The sequence below is a fragment of the Candidatus Halobonum tyrrellensis G22 genome (assembly GCF_000495475.1).
GTDB lineage: Archaea > Halobacteriota > Halobacteria > Halobacteriales > Haloferacaceae > Halobonum > Halobonum tyrrellense.
This window is the reverse complement of the sequence record NZ_ASGZ01000021.1, coordinates 69722-85145: the sequence shown is the minus strand read 5'-3', so window position 1 is coordinate 85145 and position 15424 is coordinate 69722. Positions and strand designations below refer to the sequence as shown.

The following is a 15424-nucleotide window of genomic DNA, read 5'->3' as shown; positions in this document are numbered from 1 at the left end:
GTCGAGCGCCGCCCGCTCGCGGGCGACCGCCGAGCCGTCGCCGGCGACGACGGCCTTGAGGTACGCCGCGCCGCCGTCGGCGAACTCGACGCTCACCGTCCGGTTGTCGTCGTTCCACGACGGGCCGGTCGCGCCGAGCGCCGCCACCGCGCGGTCGGGGAACGCCGCGGCGACCGCGGCGGACACCCGGTCGTCGGCGGGCGCGTCGGCGTCCGCGTTGCCGTCCACACCCCCCGGTCGGGCGCGTCGGCCAAAGCTTTCGGGGCGGCGTGCGAACGGGAGCCACGGCCCGCCGGAGCGGTCGTCCGGGGCCGTCTCGCACCTACCGGAACGTCTCGACGCCCGCGGCGGGGTAGCCGACCACGAGGTCCGCGCCCGCCTCCTTGAGCGCCGCGACCCGGTCGCCGACGGTGTCGGGGTCGCCCACGAGCGCGTAGTCGCGGGTCGCCTTCCGGAGCACCTCGCGCGCGCGGCCGCTCGCGTCGGCGTCGGTCTCGGCGCCGTCGGGGAGCGCCTTCTGGACGGGCTTGCGTCGGGCGGCGTAGCCGCCGACCGCGTCGAGGACGGCGTCCTCGTCGTCGGTGGGGACGGTCGGCGCGTACACCGCGATGTCCCCCTCGTAGCCCGCGGCGCGGAGCGCGCGCACGTCGCGTTCGGTGGTCCGCGAGAGGAGTTCGTACTGCGTCCCGCCGGCGGCGAGCGCGACCCGTTCGATCCCCTCGGTGCCGACCCACGGGTCGGTCGAGACGCCCACGGCGTCGCCGAGTCGGGGCGCGACCGCGCGCTTCCGCTCGGACTCGTCGAGGTAGGCGGGGTGGCCGGCGACGAGTATCCGCCCGACCGAGTCGGGGAGCGCCCGGGTGAGCGAGTCGTCGCCGCGGGGGTCGAACCCGTCGGCGCGGACGGGCGTGGTCAGCCGGACCGTCCGGTCGCGCGCCAGGGCGGCGAGCGTGTCGAACGCGGGGAGCGACTCGCGGCCCTCGTAGTCGACGCAGACCAACCCGAACGGCAGGTCGGCGGCGACCGAGACGTCGCACTCGCGCGGCTTGAGCGACACCCCGTCGAGACCGGTCCGCGCCGCGATGCCGCCGGCGTCGGCGTCGGCGGCCGCTCGCGCGGCGCGGTCGTCGTCCGTCGCGGCTCCACTGTCGTCGCTGTCGATGTCGATCTCGGTGTCCACTGAACTCATGGTCGGGCGTCGCTCGCTGTCGTCGCTGTCGATACTACGTGTTCCGTCGTCACTCGGCGGAGTCGGTGAGAACTAGGACCGTCGCGGAACGCGATCCATCGCCTGTGCGGCCATGGCCGTACGAGGTCGGTCGAGGTGATAAACGTGGCGCTCGTGTCAGAAGCGGCGGGAGGCTCTTCCCGGTAGCGTGCCACCGGTCGGCACGGTCGATAGACCCGACGTGATCTCGCGGGGGAGCGACGAGGCGTCGAACGAGGGGTACGCGGGCGGATCCGCGCGGTTCGCGCTCCTGCTCGTCGCCCTCCTCGTCGCGTTCTTCCTCGCGCTGGTCGTGGTGAGCTACGTCTGAGCGCGGTCAGTCCTTCCACTCGCCGAACTCCCCCTCCCGGAACTCCCCCTTCGCGCGCCGCTCGCGCGGCCAGAACGCCGCCGCCACCACCGCGACCGAGAACGCCGTCACGACCGCCCCGACAGCCCACCCCGGGATCACGACGATGGCGGCCGACGCCAGCCACGACTGGTCGGGGGTGAACACGGAGACGCGGAACGCCCACGCCGCCAGCATGATCCCGAACAGCGGGAGGTAGACGTGCCGGAGGCGGTTGGCGAGCGCCTCCCCCCACGGCACCTTCAGCGTCGGCCGGCGGTAGTCCTCGCTCAGCTTCCGCCGCCAGTCGCTGTGGGCGACCCCCTCGGAGGGGTCGAGCGCGTTCGCGATCAGGTTCTGCTGGATGATCCGGATCCGCGAGCGGTAGACGTCGTAGTCGCGGTACCTGCGGGTCTCGATCCCCGTGAACGCCGCGAGCATCCCCAGCCCGATGAGCAGGATGTAGTGGGGGTTGTCCGGGCTGGAGAACGCCCACGTCAGGATCGCCGCCATCACCGTCACCGCCCACGTCGTCGTTTGGTCGAGCCGCGACCGCCACGTCGTCGCCTGGTCCATCTCCCCGCGGTAGGTGTGCGCCAGCACCGACCCCAGCCCGGTGCTCTGGTCGACCATCTCCCGGCCGATCTCGCGCTCCTCGTCCGCCTCGGGGTCGAACTCCTCTCCCTCGTCGCTCACGTCGTCGCCGTCGCTCGCGTCACTCACTGCCGGAGGGACGGCGCGGTCGGGCATAAGCGAGGTTGCCGGCGAGCGCAAGTCCGCCCCGCCTCAGGTCGGCAGGTCCGCGTCGGGGTCGACCACCCGGTCCACCTCGTCTGGCATCCGCCAGTCGGTCGCGAGTTCGAGCAGTTGGACGACCATCCCGCCGGTCACGCCCCAGACGGTGTAGCCGCCGACCCGGAAGAAGTGGATCCGCACGTCGCCGTAGCGGGGGTGTTCGCGCCGCGCGGACTCGTAGTTCGCGCGGTCCGTAAGTTCGGCGACCGGAAGCACCGCGATCTCCGCGACCTCCCCGTCCGAGGGGGCGTACTCGCGGTCGGGGACCGTCCCGACGAACGGCGTGACGACGTAGTCGGAGACGGTCTCGACGTCGTCGAGGCGGCCGACCACCTCCACCTCCCCGGGGCGGAGTCCGATCTCCTCGTCGGCCTCCCGGAGCGCGGTCGCTTTCAGGTCCGCGTCCTCGGCTTCGACCCCGCCGCCGGGGAAACTCATCTGCCCCGGGTGGCTCCCGAGGTGGTCCGCGCGCTTCGTGAAGAGGACGTGCGGGGTGCCGCCGCGGTCGACGACCGGTGCGAGCACCGCCGCGCGGCGCTCCGCCTCCCCGATGGTCGCCGGCGCGTGTCGGCGGACCCCGTCGAGGTTCATACGGACCGTGGAGGGGCGACGCTCTTCAACGTTGCAGTCCGGGCGGCCGGGCGACGACGACGGCGCCCGCCAGCCTCCGGGCTCCGGGGTGGCGCGAGCGTGCGAGCGCGCGCTACCGACCGGCCGCCTCGTCGGCGTCCGCCCCGGCGGCGGCGACCACCTCGTCGGGCGAGACGGGCGCGTCGGTCCACGCCGGGAGGCGGTCGTCGTCGCCCGGCGGCCCGACCGCGTCGGCGTACGTCTCGACCTGCCGGCGCTCGTCCGCGCGGTCGTACGAGAGGTCGTTGAACGCCGCGTCGGCGGCGTACGACCGGACGAGCGCGTCCCCCGCCTCGCGGTAGCGGTCGGCGAGCGTGTCGTAGTCGGGGGCGACCCCGTGCGCCTCGACGGCGCGCGCCAGCGTGTCCGCGACCGACTCGCTCATCTCCGAGAGCCCGGTCGGACCCGACACCGCGCGGTGGTCGTGCTCGTAGTTGCCGAGGTCGACCTGCGCGCACGCGTCGGCGCCGACCGCGTCGTACGCGTCGGCGAGCGTGCCGACCTCCAACCCCCACGTCCGCGGGACGCGGAGCGACTCGACCACCTCGCGGGTCGCCGCGAACTCGCCCGCGAGCGCGTAGCGGAACGACTCCAGATAGCGGAGGAACGGCTCGGCGTGCGCGTCAGCGAGCGCGCGGACCAGCGGCGCGTACAGGAGTCGAAACAGTCGGCCGTACAGCCGGTCGGTCTCGACGCGCGCGTAGTACCCCTTCGAGAACGCGAACTCGCGGGTCAGCGGGAACAGCAGCCGCCGGACGTAGCTGCGGGAGTACGACGCGGTGTCGGCGTCGTGGACCGCGACGAACTCCGCGTCGTCGTCCGCGAGTGCGCGCCCGAGTGCGAGCCACACGTCCCGTCCCTTCCCCCGCGCGCCGTTCAGCCCCGCCGAACCGAGCAGGTCCGCGAGCCGGGGACCGTCACACCACAGCGTGTCGAGCCGCAGGTCGAACCCCGCGAGCCACTCCCGGACCGCGGTCACGCGGTCGGCCGACGCGCGCAGCGGGACGACAACCCGCGCGGGGTCGACCGCCTCCAGTTCCGAGAAGACCCGCTCGGCGGCGAGACCCGCGTGTTCCCGCTCCGTCAGCGGGACGACGACCGCCGCGCGACCCGTCGGCGCCGTCGGGTCCGCCCCCCCGAGGTCGTGGAGCGTCGTAACTCGCTCCTGGACGTACTCCATCGGAGGTACGTCACGGCGGTCGGCGGCATAAGACCGGCTATCGACGGCCGCGGCCGGTGGACCGCGAGCGTGACGCGAACCGGCGCGTGGAGCCGAGCGGCGAGCGGAGCCGAGCGGCGAGCGGAGCGCGGGGAGCGAGCGGCGGGGAAAGAGCCATAGTTCGCCCGCGCCGACCGACACGCATGTCCAAGAGTCTCGAGGAACTCCAGGAGTTGGCCGACCGGGAGGTGGGCGACGGGTCGGAGTCGGGGGCGGACTCCGGCGCGGAGTCGGCGCGGAGCGGGAGCGACGAGACGACTGCCGACGACGCCGAGGGCGGGCGGTCGCGCGCCCGCCTCGGCCGGTCGCCGGTGTCGGCGAAGGGGTTGATCGCCTCGTTCCTCGTCGCCGGCGCCGGTCTCCTCGCCGGCGCGTCGGTCCCGCTCCTCGGCGGTCTCGTCCAGTACGTCGGGTTGTTCGCGGCCACGTTCCTCCTCGGCGCGGTGCGCTCGCGCCGGCGGTACGTCGAGACGGCCGTCGCCGGCGGGGCGGCGTCCTGTCTGCTGTTCGTCGCCAGCACGCTCGGCGGGCTGAACTTCTTCCTCGGCGCGAACTTCCTCGCGGAGTACGGGGTCGCCACCGCGGGCGCCGCCGTCGCCGGCGCCGGGCTGACCGCCGGGGCGGTGGTGTCGCTGCTCGGCTACTACTTCGGCCGCGACCTCCGCGACGGACTCACGCGCGACGTCTGACTCCCGGTCCCGAGCCGGGGGCGGTCACGCGTCGAACTCGACGTACGCGGGCGGGACGCGCCCGACCGTGTACGTCGCCTCGCCGCGGCGGTCGACCGCGAACCCGTCCGCCAGCAACGCCGCCGCGTCGACGACGAGCACCGCGGGGTCGGCGGCGTGGCGACGCCCCACCTCGCGGGCGGTTGCGCGCGTCGCCGAGAGGTGGACGCGCTGACGCCCCATCGGCCGGAGTCCCTCCTCGCGGATCGCGTCGAGGTTCCGCGGCGCGGTGCCGTGGTACAGCGTCGCCGGTAGCTCGCTCGCGTCGCCCGACTCGGGTTCGAGGTCGACGTCGACCGAGTGACCGTAGGCGGCGCGCACCCGGTCGCCGCGCCGCTCGAACCGGCCCTTCGGGTCGGTCGCGACCACCGCGTCGAGACGCTCGCGGGTCGCCCAGTCGTACCGCGCCGCCACCGCGTCCGCGAGCGCGTCGTACGCCGTCCACCCCCGGTCGTCGAGGGAGAGTCCGGCGTCGTCCGGGAAGTGCCGGAGCGCGCCGCTGACGAACTTCGACAGGCGGGTCCGGCGGTCGTCGCTCACGACGGGCCGGCCGGCGTCGTCACAGACCGGACAGGCGTCGCCGTCGACGTAGCCGTGCTCCTCACAGCGGCGGATCACGGCGGTGGTACGGGCGCGGGCGGCTACTGCCTTGCGGGTCGGAACTCGCGCTCCGGGGCGGGCGGGGTGGAACCCCGGTACGACCCGTGGGTTTTTGCTCCCACTGGGTGTGGGTCGGGTATGGCTTCGTTCGACGAGAGGGTCGCAGTCGTGACCGGCGGCGGGTCGGGTATCGGACGGACGACGGCGGTCGAGTTCGCCGACCGCGGTGCGAGCGTGGTGGTCGCGGACGTCGACGTCGAGGGCGGCGAGGGGACGGTCGAGGAGGTGGAGGCGGCGGGCGGCGACGCGACGTTCGTCGAGGCGGACGTCACCGACGCCGACGAGGTCGGAGCGATGGTCGACGCCGCCGTCGACGAGTACGGCCGCCTCGACTACGCGTTCAACAACGCGGGTATCGGCGGCGCGAGCGCCCCGGTCGACGAGTACGACCCCGGGGAGTGGGAGACGGTGATCGACGTGAACCTCGTCGGCGTGTTCAGGTGTATGCGCGCCGAGATCGCGGCGATGCGCGAGAGCGACGACGGCGGCGTCGTCGTCAACAACTCCTCGGTGCTCGGGAAGGTCGGCTTCGAGAACTCCTCGGGGTACGCCGCGGCGAAACACGGCGTCCTCGGGCTGACGAAGACGGCGGCGCTGGAGAACGGCGAGACCGGCGTGCGCGTCAACGCGGTCTGTCCGGGGTTCATCGACACCCCGCTGCTCGCGGAGGGCGGGATGGAGGAGGGGTCGGAGGTGCGCGAGGCGGTCGAGGCGCGCCACGCGATGAACCGCCTCGGCACGCCCGCGGAGGTGGCCGCGGCCGTACTCTGGCTCTGCGAGGACGACGCCTCGTTCGTGACGGGCGAGGCGCTCGGCGTCGAGGGCGGCTACCTCAGTCGGTAGCGGGCGGCGCCCGGGGCGACCGGAGTCGCCCCCACTCGCGCCCGAACCCGAACGGGTCGGCGCCGACCCGGACCGTTCACGCCATCTGCCACTCGTCGCCGCCGTCGTGGTTCGACAACAGCCCGCCCTCCGAGAGGCGTCTGAGACCCTCCTCGACGGTCTCGGGGTCCGCACCCACCTCGCGGGCGACCGCCTCGACGCTGCCGTCGGTGACCGCGACGGCGGCGAGCAACTCCGCGAAGAAGCGCGAGTCGGCGTCGACGCCGAGCCGGTCGTTCAGCCGGTCGAGCACGTCGGTCATCCGCCCGTGGAGCCACCGCTGGGCCAGCGAGAGTTCGTTCTCCAACTGTTGGAGTCGGTCGAACTCCCGCGCGAGGTCGTCGACCCCGTCGCGCGCGTCGCCGTCCACCTCGCCGTCGCCGTCCACCTCGCCGTCGCCACCTGCCTCGCCGTCGCCGCCCGCCCCCTCCCGGTCGGGCAGGTCGACGTCGAAGTCGATCCGCATGTGCGGACACCGGCCGCTGATGTCGAGACTCGGGTTCGCGGGGTAGGCGCTCTTGGCGCCGAAGCCGTGTCTGGAGACGTTCACCTCCAGCCGCACGTCCCGGGTGATGTGGAAGTACTTCCGGCGGCGCTCGTCGGTGTGGCTCTCGATCAGTCCCGCCTCCTCCAGCTTCCGGAGGTGGTCGATCACCGCCTTCGGCGACACGCCGAGGTACTCGCTGATCTCCGTGACGTAACAGGGCTTGTGCGAGAGCAGCCGGAGGATGCGCCGGCGGTTCTCGTTGCCGAGGAGATCAAGCAGTACCGCGGAGTCCATACACGTGAGGTAAGCTCCGAATCCGTAAAAGGTGTTCGCACGCGTCGGTCTCGACGCCGGCCGGGTCGGCTCGAACGCTCAGGCGTCGGTCGCCTCGCCCGCGTCGCCCGCGGCTCCACCCGGGAGGAGCGCCGCGGCGACGGCGAGAGCGACGACGGTGGCCGCGACGCTGCCGGCCGCCAGCAGGGCGCCGGGGTCGTACCGGACCGGCGGGTAGTGGGCGAACGGGAGACCGACGACGAAGCCGTAGTCGAACAGGTCGTTCGCGACGGCGAACAGGCCGACGGCCGCGAGCGTCCCCCGGCTCGTCCGGCCGACGTGCGCGAGCAGGAGCGCCTCCCCGAGAAACGCGGCGTGGGTGAACAGGATGCCCCAGTACGCCCACAGCGAGTCGGCGTCGAAGCCGACGTACAGGTCGACCGGGAGGTCCGGCCGGACCAGCGGGACGTTGAGCGCGACGAACGTCCACAGCCCCATCTTGACGAGCCACACGACCGCGAGCGTCGAGAGGACGCCCACCAGCCGCGTCCGCGGCACCGCCGACAGCGAGTACCGCCCCGCGAAGGGGACGAGCGCCGCGAGCACGAGCGTCCCGAACGCGATGGCGGTCGGCGAGTCGGCGTAGATCGGCCACGCGAACGTCGCCACCGGCGGCATCGTCTCGACGTAGTAGCGGACGCCGACGAGGAACGCGAGCGCGTTCGCTACCAGCAGCAGCCCCAGCGTCCACGGCGTCGTCAGGTAGAACGTCGCCACCTCGCGTGCGAGCAGGTCGTCGGGGTCCACGCCCGGCGTTCGCCCGGGCGCGGCATATCCCTCCCGGTCCCCGCCCGGTCGGCGGCGGCGCGGCGTCGCGGCGTCCGGTCCCGACGGCGGGTCCGACCGTCCGGGGGCGCCGGCCGACCGCCGGGACCGCCACCGCTATACCCCGGCCGGCCGACGCTGACACCCTACGATGGCCACCCGTTCGCCCCTCGGCTCGCTGTTCGACGGCGACGGCCTCCCCCCCGCCGACGACCTGCCGTGGTACGTCGCGCCGCTGCCGCGGTGGCTGGAGAACTTCGGGCTCCACCTCGCGGCGCTCATCGCGTTGGTCAACCTGGTCGGCACCGCGTTCGGCTTCTGGTACTACGGCTTCCAACCGTACCCGCTGTCGACGCCGCTGATCACCGGGCAGTTGGCGGGGGAGCCGCTCGCCGTGTGGCCGCTCGTCCCCGACAGCCCCGTCGCGACGATGTTCATCGGTCTCGCGCTCGGGCTGTGGTGGCTCGGTCGTCCCAACGAGTACGTCAACGCCGTCGCGTTCTTCGGCTGTCTCAAACTCGGGCTGTGGACGCCGTACGTGCTGACCGTCTTCTCGGAGGGCTTCCTCGCAGAGACCCCGCTCCCGATGTACGCGTTCCTGTTCGGCTCGCACCTCCTGATGGCGGTCGAGGCGTTCCTGCTCCACCGCTTCTCCGAGTTCCCCGTCCGGGCGGTGTTCGTCGCCGTCGTCTGGTACGGGCTGAACGACCTGGTGGACTACTTCGTCCCGGTAATCGGGACCCCCCACCACACGCTGGTCCCCGGGCAGTTGTACGACGCCGGCCTCGGCGGGTTCACCCACCCGTCGGGCCTCCACTACCCCGCCGCCGCGGGCGCGGTGGTGCTCACCGTCGCCGCGACGTTCCTCGCGCTCGCAACCCGGGTGGGGAAACTCGAAGCCGACCGCGACCGCCGCGGCCGGTGAGCCGGCGGGGGCGAGCGGAGCGCCGAGCCGCGGACCTCCGGAGCGCGACGCCCGGGAGAGCCAACCCTAAGCCGCGGGCGGCCCTCGGTCGCCCGTGAGCCACTACGACGCCGTCGCCGACCTCCCGCTGACGGTGGAGTCGGTGTCGCTCCGCCGCCGCGCGCGCGACACCTCATCCGGGTTCGAGCGCGTGAGCACCACGTTCCGGCTGCGCGGCGGGGGCGAACTCGGCCGCGGCGAGGACGTGACGTACGACGCCGAGGACCACGACGCGCTGTTCGAGTCTGTCGACGACGCGGGCGGCGCGAGCGACGGAGCCGCCGCCGGCACCGCGAGCGACGCGCCCGCCGACCGCCCCGCGGCCGTCGACTTCACCGGCGTCCTCGAAGGCGAGTGGACGTTCGACGGGTTCTCCGCCCACCTCGACGGCGTGGACCTGTTCCCCACCCGCGACCCCGAGCGGGAGACCGCGCGGCCGTACCGCCGGTGGGCGGTCGAGAGCGCGGCGCTCGACCTGGCGCTCCGGCAGGCCGACACCCACCTGGGCGCCGCGGTGGGCCGCGAGCGCGACCCCGTGAACTTCGTCGCGTCGACGCGGCTGGGCGACCCGCCGACGGCCGACCGCGTCACGACCCTCACGGAGCGCGTGCCGGGGATCGGGTTCAAACTTGACCCGACCGCCGACTGGACCGACGAGGTGGTGGCCGCCCTCCCCGGCGACCGGGTTCGCATCCTCGATTTCAAGGGGCTCTACGAGGGGACGGAGGTGGACCAGGCGCCGGACGCCGACTTCTACGAGCGGATGCTGCGGGCGTTCCCGGACGCCGTGGTCGAAGACCCGGGGCTGACCGACGAGACCCGCCCGCTGTTCGACGGCGAGGCCGACCGCGTGTCGTGGGACTACCCCGTCACGGGCGTCGAGAGCGTCGAGTCGCTCCCGTTCGAGCCGCGGTGGCTCAACGTCAAACCCTCGCGGTTCGGGACGGTCGCGGCGCTGTTCGACACGCTGGAGTGGGCCGACGACCGCGGCGTGTCGCTGTACGGCGGCGGGCAGTTCGAGTTGGGCGTCGGCCGCTCGCAGCTCCACCTGCTCGCGTCGCTGTTCTACCCCGACGGGCCGAACGACGTGGCGCCGGGGGCGTACAACGACCCCGTCGTCCCCGAGCGCCTGCCCGCGCCCCCGCTCGCCCCCGCCGCCGCGCCGCGCGGGCTGGAGTTTTAAGCTCGAACCGCGTCGAAACCGGCCGGTCCGGCCCGGACGCTGGGGCTTTTGTCGTGGTTGGCCCACCCACACCCGTGTCACTGGAGTTCACGGTCGACGACGCGCTCGACCTGCGGACGGTCGCGGCGCCCGCGTGGAACGCCGACGCGACCCGGGTGGGCTACCTCCGGACCGCCGACGGCGAGACCCGGTTCGCCCACGGGACGGCGGCCCCCGACCCCGACCCGACCGTCCTCGACCGGGCGGACGCGGCGGGGTTCGACTGGCGGCCCGAACACCCCGACGAGGCCGCGGTGGTCGCCGACGGCGACCTCCTGATACACGACGCGGGCGCCGACGAGAGCCGGACGCTCGCCGCCAGCGAGGCCGACCACGCCAACCCGACGTGGGCCGACGCCGACACGCTGTGTTACGTCCGCGGCGGGTCGGTGTGGCGTCACGACCTCGCGTCGGGCGGGGTCCGCGAACTGTTCGACCGGGTCCGCGCGACGCCGTTCGGCGCGGCGCCGCTCGCCGTCTCGCCCGACGGCCGCTACCTCGCGAGCGTCCGCGACGCCGAGGCGGGCGGCCGGCCGGGCGAACTCGTCGCGTACGACCTCGCGGCGGGCGAGCGGGCGTGGTCGTGGCGGCCGGACGCCGAGTCGGTCGTCCCCGCGTACGACTGGGCCGACGACGCGACGCTGGTGTACGCGCTCGACGCGACCGACGCCTCGGCGCGCCGCTACCGCGCGGTCGACGTGACCGCGGCCGACGCGGACGGGAGCGCCGCCGCGGGCGACGCCGGCGACCCGGGCGACACCCTGCTCTCGGAGACGACCGACGTGGTGTCGGTCCAGCCCGACCCGGTCGGCAACGGCGAGGGGCGGGTCGCGCTCCTCTCGGACCGCGACGGCTACGCCCACCTCTACGTGGTCGACGTGGCCGCCCGCCGCGCCGCGGTCGGCGACGGGGGCGCGAGCGCGGGCGAGGGGGACGGCGACCGGACCGACGACGCGCCGGGCTACGACGGCGACGGGGTGGTGCAGGTCACCGCGGGCGCGTTCGAGGCGCGCGGCGACGCGCTCGACGCGCCGGCGTGGTCGCCCGACGGCGACCGGGTCGCGTTCGCGACCAACGAGACCGACCCCGGCGAGCGCCGCCTCCACGTCGCCGACGCCACGGGCGCCGTAGAGCACGTCGCGGACGCGCCGGGTACCGTGCTCCGCCTCGAGTGGGGCGCCGACGGTCGGCTCGCGTGTCTCCGCGCCGGCCGAAAAGCGCCCGCGGACGTCTGCGTCTACGACCCCGAGGCGGGCGACGGCGGGGAGGGGGACGCGAGCGCGGGCGGGGGGACCGACGACCCGACCGACGCCGCCGGAGACGGGTTCGCGCGCGTCTCGGACGCCTATCCGGACCGCGGCCGGCTGGCGGACTTTCCGGACCCCGAGCCGGTGTCGTTCGACGGGACGGGCGGCGAGACGGTTCGGGGCTACCTCTACGCGCCCCCTGACGCGGCGGCGGGCGACGACCGGCCCGCGGTGGTGTGGTGTCACGGCGGTCCCGTCCGGCAGATGCGCCGCGGCTTCCACCACATGCGGTCGTACGGGGGGTTCCACCTGTTCAACCACGCCCTGCTCGCGCGGGGGTACGTCGTCTGCGAACTCAACTACCGCGGCGGCATCGGCTACGGCCACGCGTTCGAGCAGGGCATCGCGGGCGCGTTCGGCGTCGACGAGGTGGACGACTGCGCGCGCGCCGCGGAGTTCCTCCGCGACCGGCCGGAGGTGGGCGACCGGGTGGGACTGTGGGGGCTGAGCTACGGCGGCTTCCTCGCGAACGCGGTGGCGACGGGGACGGACGCGTACGACGCGGCGGTCAACTTCGCGGGCATCTGGGACTGGGCGGCGTGGGTCGAGTACGCCGCCTCGTTCGGCTGGGGCGCCGCCCGGCGGTTCGCCGCCCAACTCGGCGGCTACCCCGACGAACCGGGGACCGCGGCGGCGTACGAGCGCGCGTCGCCGTACTCGTCGGCCGCGGGGCTGGACACGCCGCTGTTCGCGCTCCACGGCACCGACGACCCCAACGTCGACTTCGAGCAGATGGACCTCCTCGTCGAGGACCTCGTAGGCCGGGGCCTCGACTTCGAGACGGCGTACTACCCCGGCGAGAACCACATGTTCGAGCGGCCGGAGACGTGGCGCGACGCGCTCGGTCGGGTGTTGCCGTTCCTCGACGAGCACCTGCGCGACGGCGAGGCGGACTGACCCGGGCCGCGCCGACCCGCGAGCCGTCGCTTCGTCCGGGGAACCGCGTCGCGACTCGTGGACGCCACCCCTCCGGGGGCTCGCTTCCCCCGTCCGTCGAGGGCTCGCTTCGCTCGCCCTCGGTCCGGGGATACGTTCCCGTCGATCACTCGTCCTCGCCGTCCCCGTTCGTGGGCGGCTCACCCAGAAGTTCGCCGCCGTCCGTCGAGGGCTCGCTTCGCTCGCCCTCGCACTCCCCGTTCGTGGGCGGCTCACCCAGAAGTTCGCCGCCATCCATCGAGGGCTCGCTCACTCCGTTCGCTCGCCCTCGCCGTTCGCGTGCGCGCGCACCCACAACTCCCCGATGCGCGACAGCCGCGTCCGGTAGGACTTCCCGCCCGACTCCTGTTCGATGTACCCCTTCCCGCCGGGACCGAGGCGGTCGACGTTGTAGATGACCTTCGAGCGGAACGAGTCGGTGTACTCCTCGCCCATGTCGCGCGCGAGCGCCTTCGCCAACTCGCTGACCGACTCGAACTCGCCGTGTTCGCCGAGGACGAACAGGATGACCTCCTCGAACGGCTTGACGTTCGAGAAGGAGGCGACCGGGAGTTCCACGATGTGGCTGCCGTCTATCTCCTTGGCGCCGATGGTGACCCCGCGCTCGTCGAACTCCTCAAGCAGGTCGGTTGCGGCCGCCAGCCGCGCTTCGACCCGGTCGTCGTCGGCGTCGTCACCCGCGAGCAGGTCGGCCAACAGATCACGGTTGGCGCGCAACTCCTCGGCGAGTTCGGTTTCGAGGTACTTCTCGGGGGCGGTGTAGTAGGTGTGGATCCGGTCGCGGTCCTCCTGGCGTTCGAGCGTGATGGAGGTGGCGGCGGTCGCGAACGCGAACGAGACGGGGCGGGGCATCGCGCTCACGTTCACCCACACCTCCGCACCCGCGTCGAGTTCCGCGTTGATCAGGTCGTACGCCTGCTCGAACGCGCCGTCGTAGTCGTACACGTCGGCGACTCCGACCCGTTCGGTCTCGGCGCCGAGCAGGTTCTCGAAGTCGGCTTCGAGTTTCTTCGACAGCGTCCGGGAGTACTCCACGTTCGCCTCGCTCCCCACCGCGCCCTCCAGTAACACCACCCGGTCGACGTCCAACTGGTCGCGAACCAGCGGGGCGATGAGCCGGTCGTAGTCGAAGCCGACCGGGACGACGTGCGTCTGCATACGCGGTAGGTGAGGCCGGTGGTTTATATAAACCACCAGCCTCGACCCCCGCACCTCACGGATGGGTGTCGCCGGCCCCGTGGGTCCGGCGACACGTCGGGGGCGCGACACCGAACGCCTCCCCCCGTCGGACCGCCGCGCGAAGCGCTGTCGGGAGTGGACGTCCGGACGGCGGACGGCGGCAGTCACTGTCACGCCGAGCAGTAACTACTTAACCACTGGACAGGTCAGTTGCGTATCTGTTGGGATGTTCGAAAACGTGCTGTTGTTGGTGGCCGATTCGTTGCGCCAGGACTTCCTCGCCACCAACCAGACCGACACGCCGACACTCGACCGACTCCGACGGGACGGCGTGGATTTCACCCGGGCGAGGTCGCCCGGACCGGGAACTTCGGTGAGTACACCGGCCCTGCTGTCCGGCGCGTTCCCGTTCACGTACGGGTACAAGGACATCAGCCCGGACCGCCCGATGGTCGCCCCCAGGCTGTCGGAAGCGGGGTACGACACCGCCGGCTACCACTCGAACGGGTGGTGTTCCGCCGAGCGGGGGTACGCCCGGGGCTTCGACGACTTCCACCAGTTCACCGAGGACCGGGCGGCGGACCCGGTCGTTCGGGGGGTGCGGAGGCTGCTACGCGAGTTGAAGTCCGGGTTCCCCAACCACCCGCGGCTGACAGACCTGAGACGGACGGAACTCGGGGAGGCGGTCGGCAATCGCGTGTTCGAGGCTGTGGCGCGGACGATACCGGAGGCGCGAAACGACGTCACCGTCGACGCGTCGAAGCTACACGGCCGACTCCTCGAGTGGGTCGACGCGACCGCCTCCCCGCGATTCGTCTGGCACCAGTACATGGACACGCACTTCCCGTACATGGCGCCCGACTCGGAGTTCACCCCCTCCGAGCAGTTGTGGCTGAACTATCGACTGACGCGCAATCGCGTCGCGGGGAGGTCGATACCGCCGGCCGAGCAGCGTTCGATCCTGGGACTGTACCGTGAGGAGATAACCTATCTGGACCGCGAACTGGGGACGCTGCTCCGCGGGTTGGAGTCGAGGGGGGAACTGTCCGAGACGCTGATCGTGTTCACCGCCGACCACGGCGAACTACTCGGCGAGTTCGGACAGTTCGGACACAGGAGCGCTCGGCTCGGCTCCCCCCTCACCCACGTCCCGCTGGTGGTGTGGTCCGAGGACCTCCCCGCCCGGAGGGTGCACACGCCGGTCTCGCTCGTCGACGTCGTCCCGACGATATACGACTACCTCGGCGTCGCTCCGCCGGACGGACTCGACGGCCGGTCCCTCCGGCCGGTGATCGACGGGGACGAGGAGCCGACGACGCCCGCGCTGTCGGAGATGGGTCACGACCCGATGGACTTCGGCGGGCCTCCCTCCAAGGAGACCACGGTAGTCTCCGTCGAGACGGACAGCGACCTGGTCGTCGGGGACTGGCTCCACGACGACCCCCCCTCGGAGGACCTGCCCGAGTACGAACTCCTCCGCGGGCGGAGGGAGATGCTCGACGCGGGGGACGACTCGTACGCCGGGGACAGCGACATGAGCGGCGGCACGAAACGGCGGCTTCGGGACCTCGGCTACCTGGAGTGAGTTCGTCCGGTGGCGGGCAATCGAGCGGGGAGCGACCCCGGAGCCGTGGTGTCGGCGGCGAAAGCGCGCCCCGACGGCCGCGCGCCGAATACTCCCGTTCGAAATTGTGTATTTTCCAACTACTTATTCGATCACGAATTTTTAACCGAATTCTATCGGACCGTGACACGGGGCCT

Annotated in this window: 16 protein-coding genes and 1 pseudogene; 7 read left to right on the top strand and 10 right to left on the bottom strand. The window is 72.9% G+C overall.

The features are described 5' to 3' along the window. Positions 1 to 228 (bottom strand): annotated as a pseudogene (locus tag K933_RS06700) (hypothetical protein); the annotation flags it as partial. Positions 229 to 322: 94 nt separating this feature from the next. Then, positions 323 to 1189 carry a DUF7388 family protein gene (locus K933_RS06695; protein WP_235063429.1) on the bottom strand — a complete coding sequence of 289 codons (867 nt, stop codon included), beginning with the start codon at positions 1187 to 1189 and terminating at the stop codon, positions 323 to 325. A 187-nt stretch (positions 1190 to 1376) separates the two neighbouring features. On the opposite strand from K933_RS06695, the gene K933_RS18300 reads away from it, so the two are divergent. Further along, a complete protein-coding gene (locus K933_RS18300; RefSeq protein ID WP_161631409.1) occupies positions 1377 to 1538 on the top strand; it encodes a hypothetical protein in 162 nt (53 codons plus the stop codon). A 6-nt stretch (positions 1539 to 1544) separates the two neighbouring features. Here K933_RS18300 and K933_RS06690 read toward each other — a convergent pair whose 3' ends face one another. The 3 genes from K933_RS06690 to K933_RS06680 form a co-directional block, all read right to left on the bottom strand. After that, positions 1545 to 2189 carry a DUF2270 domain-containing protein gene (locus tag K933_RS06690; protein WP_080509215.1) on the bottom strand — a complete coding sequence of 215 codons (645 nt, stop codon included), beginning with the start codon at positions 2187 to 2189 and terminating at the stop codon, positions 1545 to 1547. Between the two features lie 153 nt (positions 2190 to 2342). Then, the gene (locus K933_RS06685) at positions 2343 to 2942 is read right to left on the bottom strand and encodes an NUDIX hydrolase (RefSeq protein ID WP_023393938.1); all 600 of its coding nucleotides are present in this window, start codon (positions 2940 to 2942) and stop codon (positions 2343 to 2345) included. Positions 2943 to 3054: 112 nt separating this feature from the next. Continuing rightward, positions 3055 to 4161 (bottom strand): hypothetical protein, encoded by a 1107-nt coding sequence (locus K933_RS06680; RefSeq protein ID WP_023393937.1) that lies wholly within the window; start codon positions 4159 to 4161, stop codon positions 3055 to 3057. Positions 4162 to 4343: 182 nt separating this feature from the next. Between K933_RS06680 and K933_RS06675 the strand changes: the two genes are divergently transcribed. After that, positions 4344 to 4889 (top strand): hypothetical protein, encoded by a 546-nt coding sequence (locus K933_RS06675; RefSeq protein ID WP_023393936.1) that lies wholly within the window; start codon positions 4344 to 4346, stop codon positions 4887 to 4889. Positions 4890 to 4913: 24 nt separating this feature from the next. Here the strand turns inward: K933_RS06675 and K933_RS06670 are convergent, their stop codons facing one another. Next, a complete protein-coding gene (locus K933_RS06670) occupies positions 4914 to 5546 on the bottom strand; it encodes an RNA 2'-phosphotransferase (RefSeq protein ID WP_023393935.1) in 633 nt (210 codons plus the stop codon). 120 nt (positions 5547 to 5666) lie between these two features. Between K933_RS06670 and K933_RS06665 the strand changes: the two genes are divergently transcribed. After that, on the top strand, positions 5667 to 6431 hold the full coding sequence (locus K933_RS06665; RefSeq protein ID WP_023393934.1) for an SDR family NAD(P)-dependent oxidoreductase: 765 nt from the start codon (positions 5667 to 5669) through the stop codon (positions 6429 to 6431). Between the two features lie 76 nt (positions 6432 to 6507). Here the strand turns inward: K933_RS06665 and K933_RS06660 are convergent, their stop codons facing one another. Together K933_RS06660 and K933_RS06655 are read right to left on the bottom strand one after the other, a co-directional pair. After that, positions 6508 to 7251 (bottom strand): ArsR/SmtB family transcription factor, encoded by a 744-nt coding sequence (locus tag K933_RS06660; RefSeq protein WP_023393933.1) that lies wholly within the window; start codon positions 7249 to 7251, stop codon positions 6508 to 6510. Between the two features lie 78 nt (positions 7252 to 7329). Continuing rightward, the gene (locus K933_RS06655) at positions 7330 to 8037 is read right to left on the bottom strand and encodes a DUF1405 domain-containing protein (RefSeq protein ID WP_023393932.1); all 708 of its coding nucleotides are present in this window, start codon (positions 8035 to 8037) and stop codon (positions 7330 to 7332) included. Between the two features lie 169 nt (positions 8038 to 8206). Between K933_RS06655 and K933_RS06650 the strand changes: the two genes are divergently transcribed. From K933_RS06650 to K933_RS06640, 3 genes are all read left to right on the top strand, one after another. Continuing rightward, on the top strand, positions 8207 to 8980 hold the full coding sequence (locus tag K933_RS06650; RefSeq protein ID WP_023393931.1) for a DUF1405 domain-containing protein: 774 nt from the start codon (positions 8207 to 8209) through the stop codon (positions 8978 to 8980). 94 nt (positions 8981 to 9074) lie between these two features. Then, positions 9075 to 10202: a hypothetical protein gene (locus tag K933_RS06645; protein ID WP_023393930.1), complete on the top strand. Its 1128-nt coding sequence runs from the start codon at positions 9075 to 9077 to the stop codon at positions 10200 to 10202. A gap of 74 nt (positions 10203 to 10276) precedes the next feature. After that, positions 10277 to 12445, top strand: a complete 2169-nt coding sequence (locus K933_RS06640) for a S9 family peptidase (RefSeq protein WP_023393929.1) — start codon at positions 10277 to 10279, stop codon at positions 12443 to 12445. A 145-nt stretch (positions 12446 to 12590) separates the two neighbouring features. Here K933_RS06640 and K933_RS19200 read toward each other — a convergent pair whose 3' ends face one another. Next, positions 12591 to 12722: a hypothetical protein gene (locus tag K933_RS19200; protein WP_268744623.1), complete on the bottom strand. Its 132-nt coding sequence runs from the start codon at positions 12720 to 12722 to the stop codon at positions 12591 to 12593. Positions 12723 to 12733: 11 nt separating this feature from the next. Then, positions 12734 to 13642, bottom strand: coding sequence for an HFX_2341 family transcriptional regulator (locus tag K933_RS06635; protein ID WP_023393928.1), 909 nt, complete (start codon positions 13640 to 13642; stop codon positions 12734 to 12736). Between the two features lie 61 nt (positions 13643 to 13703). Between K933_RS06635 and K933_RS06630 the strand changes: the two genes are divergently transcribed. Continuing rightward, the gene (locus K933_RS06630) at positions 13704 to 15248 is read left to right on the top strand and encodes a sulfatase-like hydrolase/transferase (protein WP_080509211.1); all 1545 of its coding nucleotides are present in this window, start codon (positions 13704 to 13706) and stop codon (positions 15246 to 15248) included. Positions 15249 to 15424: the final 176 nt, after the last annotated feature.

What these genes read in the sequence shown, in the direction of transcription:
- K933_RS06650 (WP_023393931.1), top strand. Translation starts at nt 8,207, where the DNA reads ATGGCCACCCGTTCGCCCCTCGGCTCGCTGTTCGACGGCGACGGCCTC.
- K933_RS06630 (WP_080509211.1), top strand. Translation starts at nt 13,704, where the DNA reads ATGGGTGTCGCCGGCCCCGTGGGTCCGGCGACACGTCGGGGGCGCGAC.
- K933_RS06680 (WP_023393937.1), bottom strand. Translation starts at nt 4,161, where the DNA reads ATGGAGTACGTCCAGGAGCGAGTTACGACGCTCCACGACCTCGGGGGG.
- K933_RS19200 (WP_268744623.1), bottom strand. Translation starts at nt 12,722, where the DNA reads ATGGATGGCGGCGAACTTCTGGGTGAGCCGCCCACGAACGGGGAGTGC.
- K933_RS06665 (WP_023393934.1), top strand. Translation starts at nt 5,667, where the DNA reads ATGGCTTCGTTCGACGAGAGGGTCGCAGTCGTGACCGGCGGCGGGTCG.
- K933_RS06690 (WP_080509215.1), bottom strand. Translation starts at nt 2,189, where the DNA reads ATGGTCGACCAGAGCACCGGGCTGGGGTCGGTGCTGGCGCACACCTAC.
- K933_RS06695 (WP_235063429.1), bottom strand. Translation starts at nt 1,189, where the DNA reads ATGAGTTCAGTGGACACCGAGATCGACATCGACAGCGACGACAGTGGA.
- K933_RS06685 (WP_023393938.1), bottom strand. Translation starts at nt 2,942, where the DNA reads ATGAACCTCGACGGGGTCCGCCGACACGCGCCGGCGACCATCGGGGAG.
- K933_RS06660 (WP_023393933.1), bottom strand. Translation starts at nt 7,251, where the DNA reads ATGGACTCCGCGGTACTGCTTGATCTCCTCGGCAACGAGAACCGCCGG.
- K933_RS06635 (WP_023393928.1), bottom strand. Translation starts at nt 13,642, where the DNA reads ATGCAGACGCACGTCGTCCCGGTCGGCTTCGACTACGACCGGCTCATC.
- K933_RS06675 (WP_023393936.1), top strand. Translation starts at nt 4,344, where the DNA reads ATGTCCAAGAGTCTCGAGGAACTCCAGGAGTTGGCCGACCGGGAGGTG.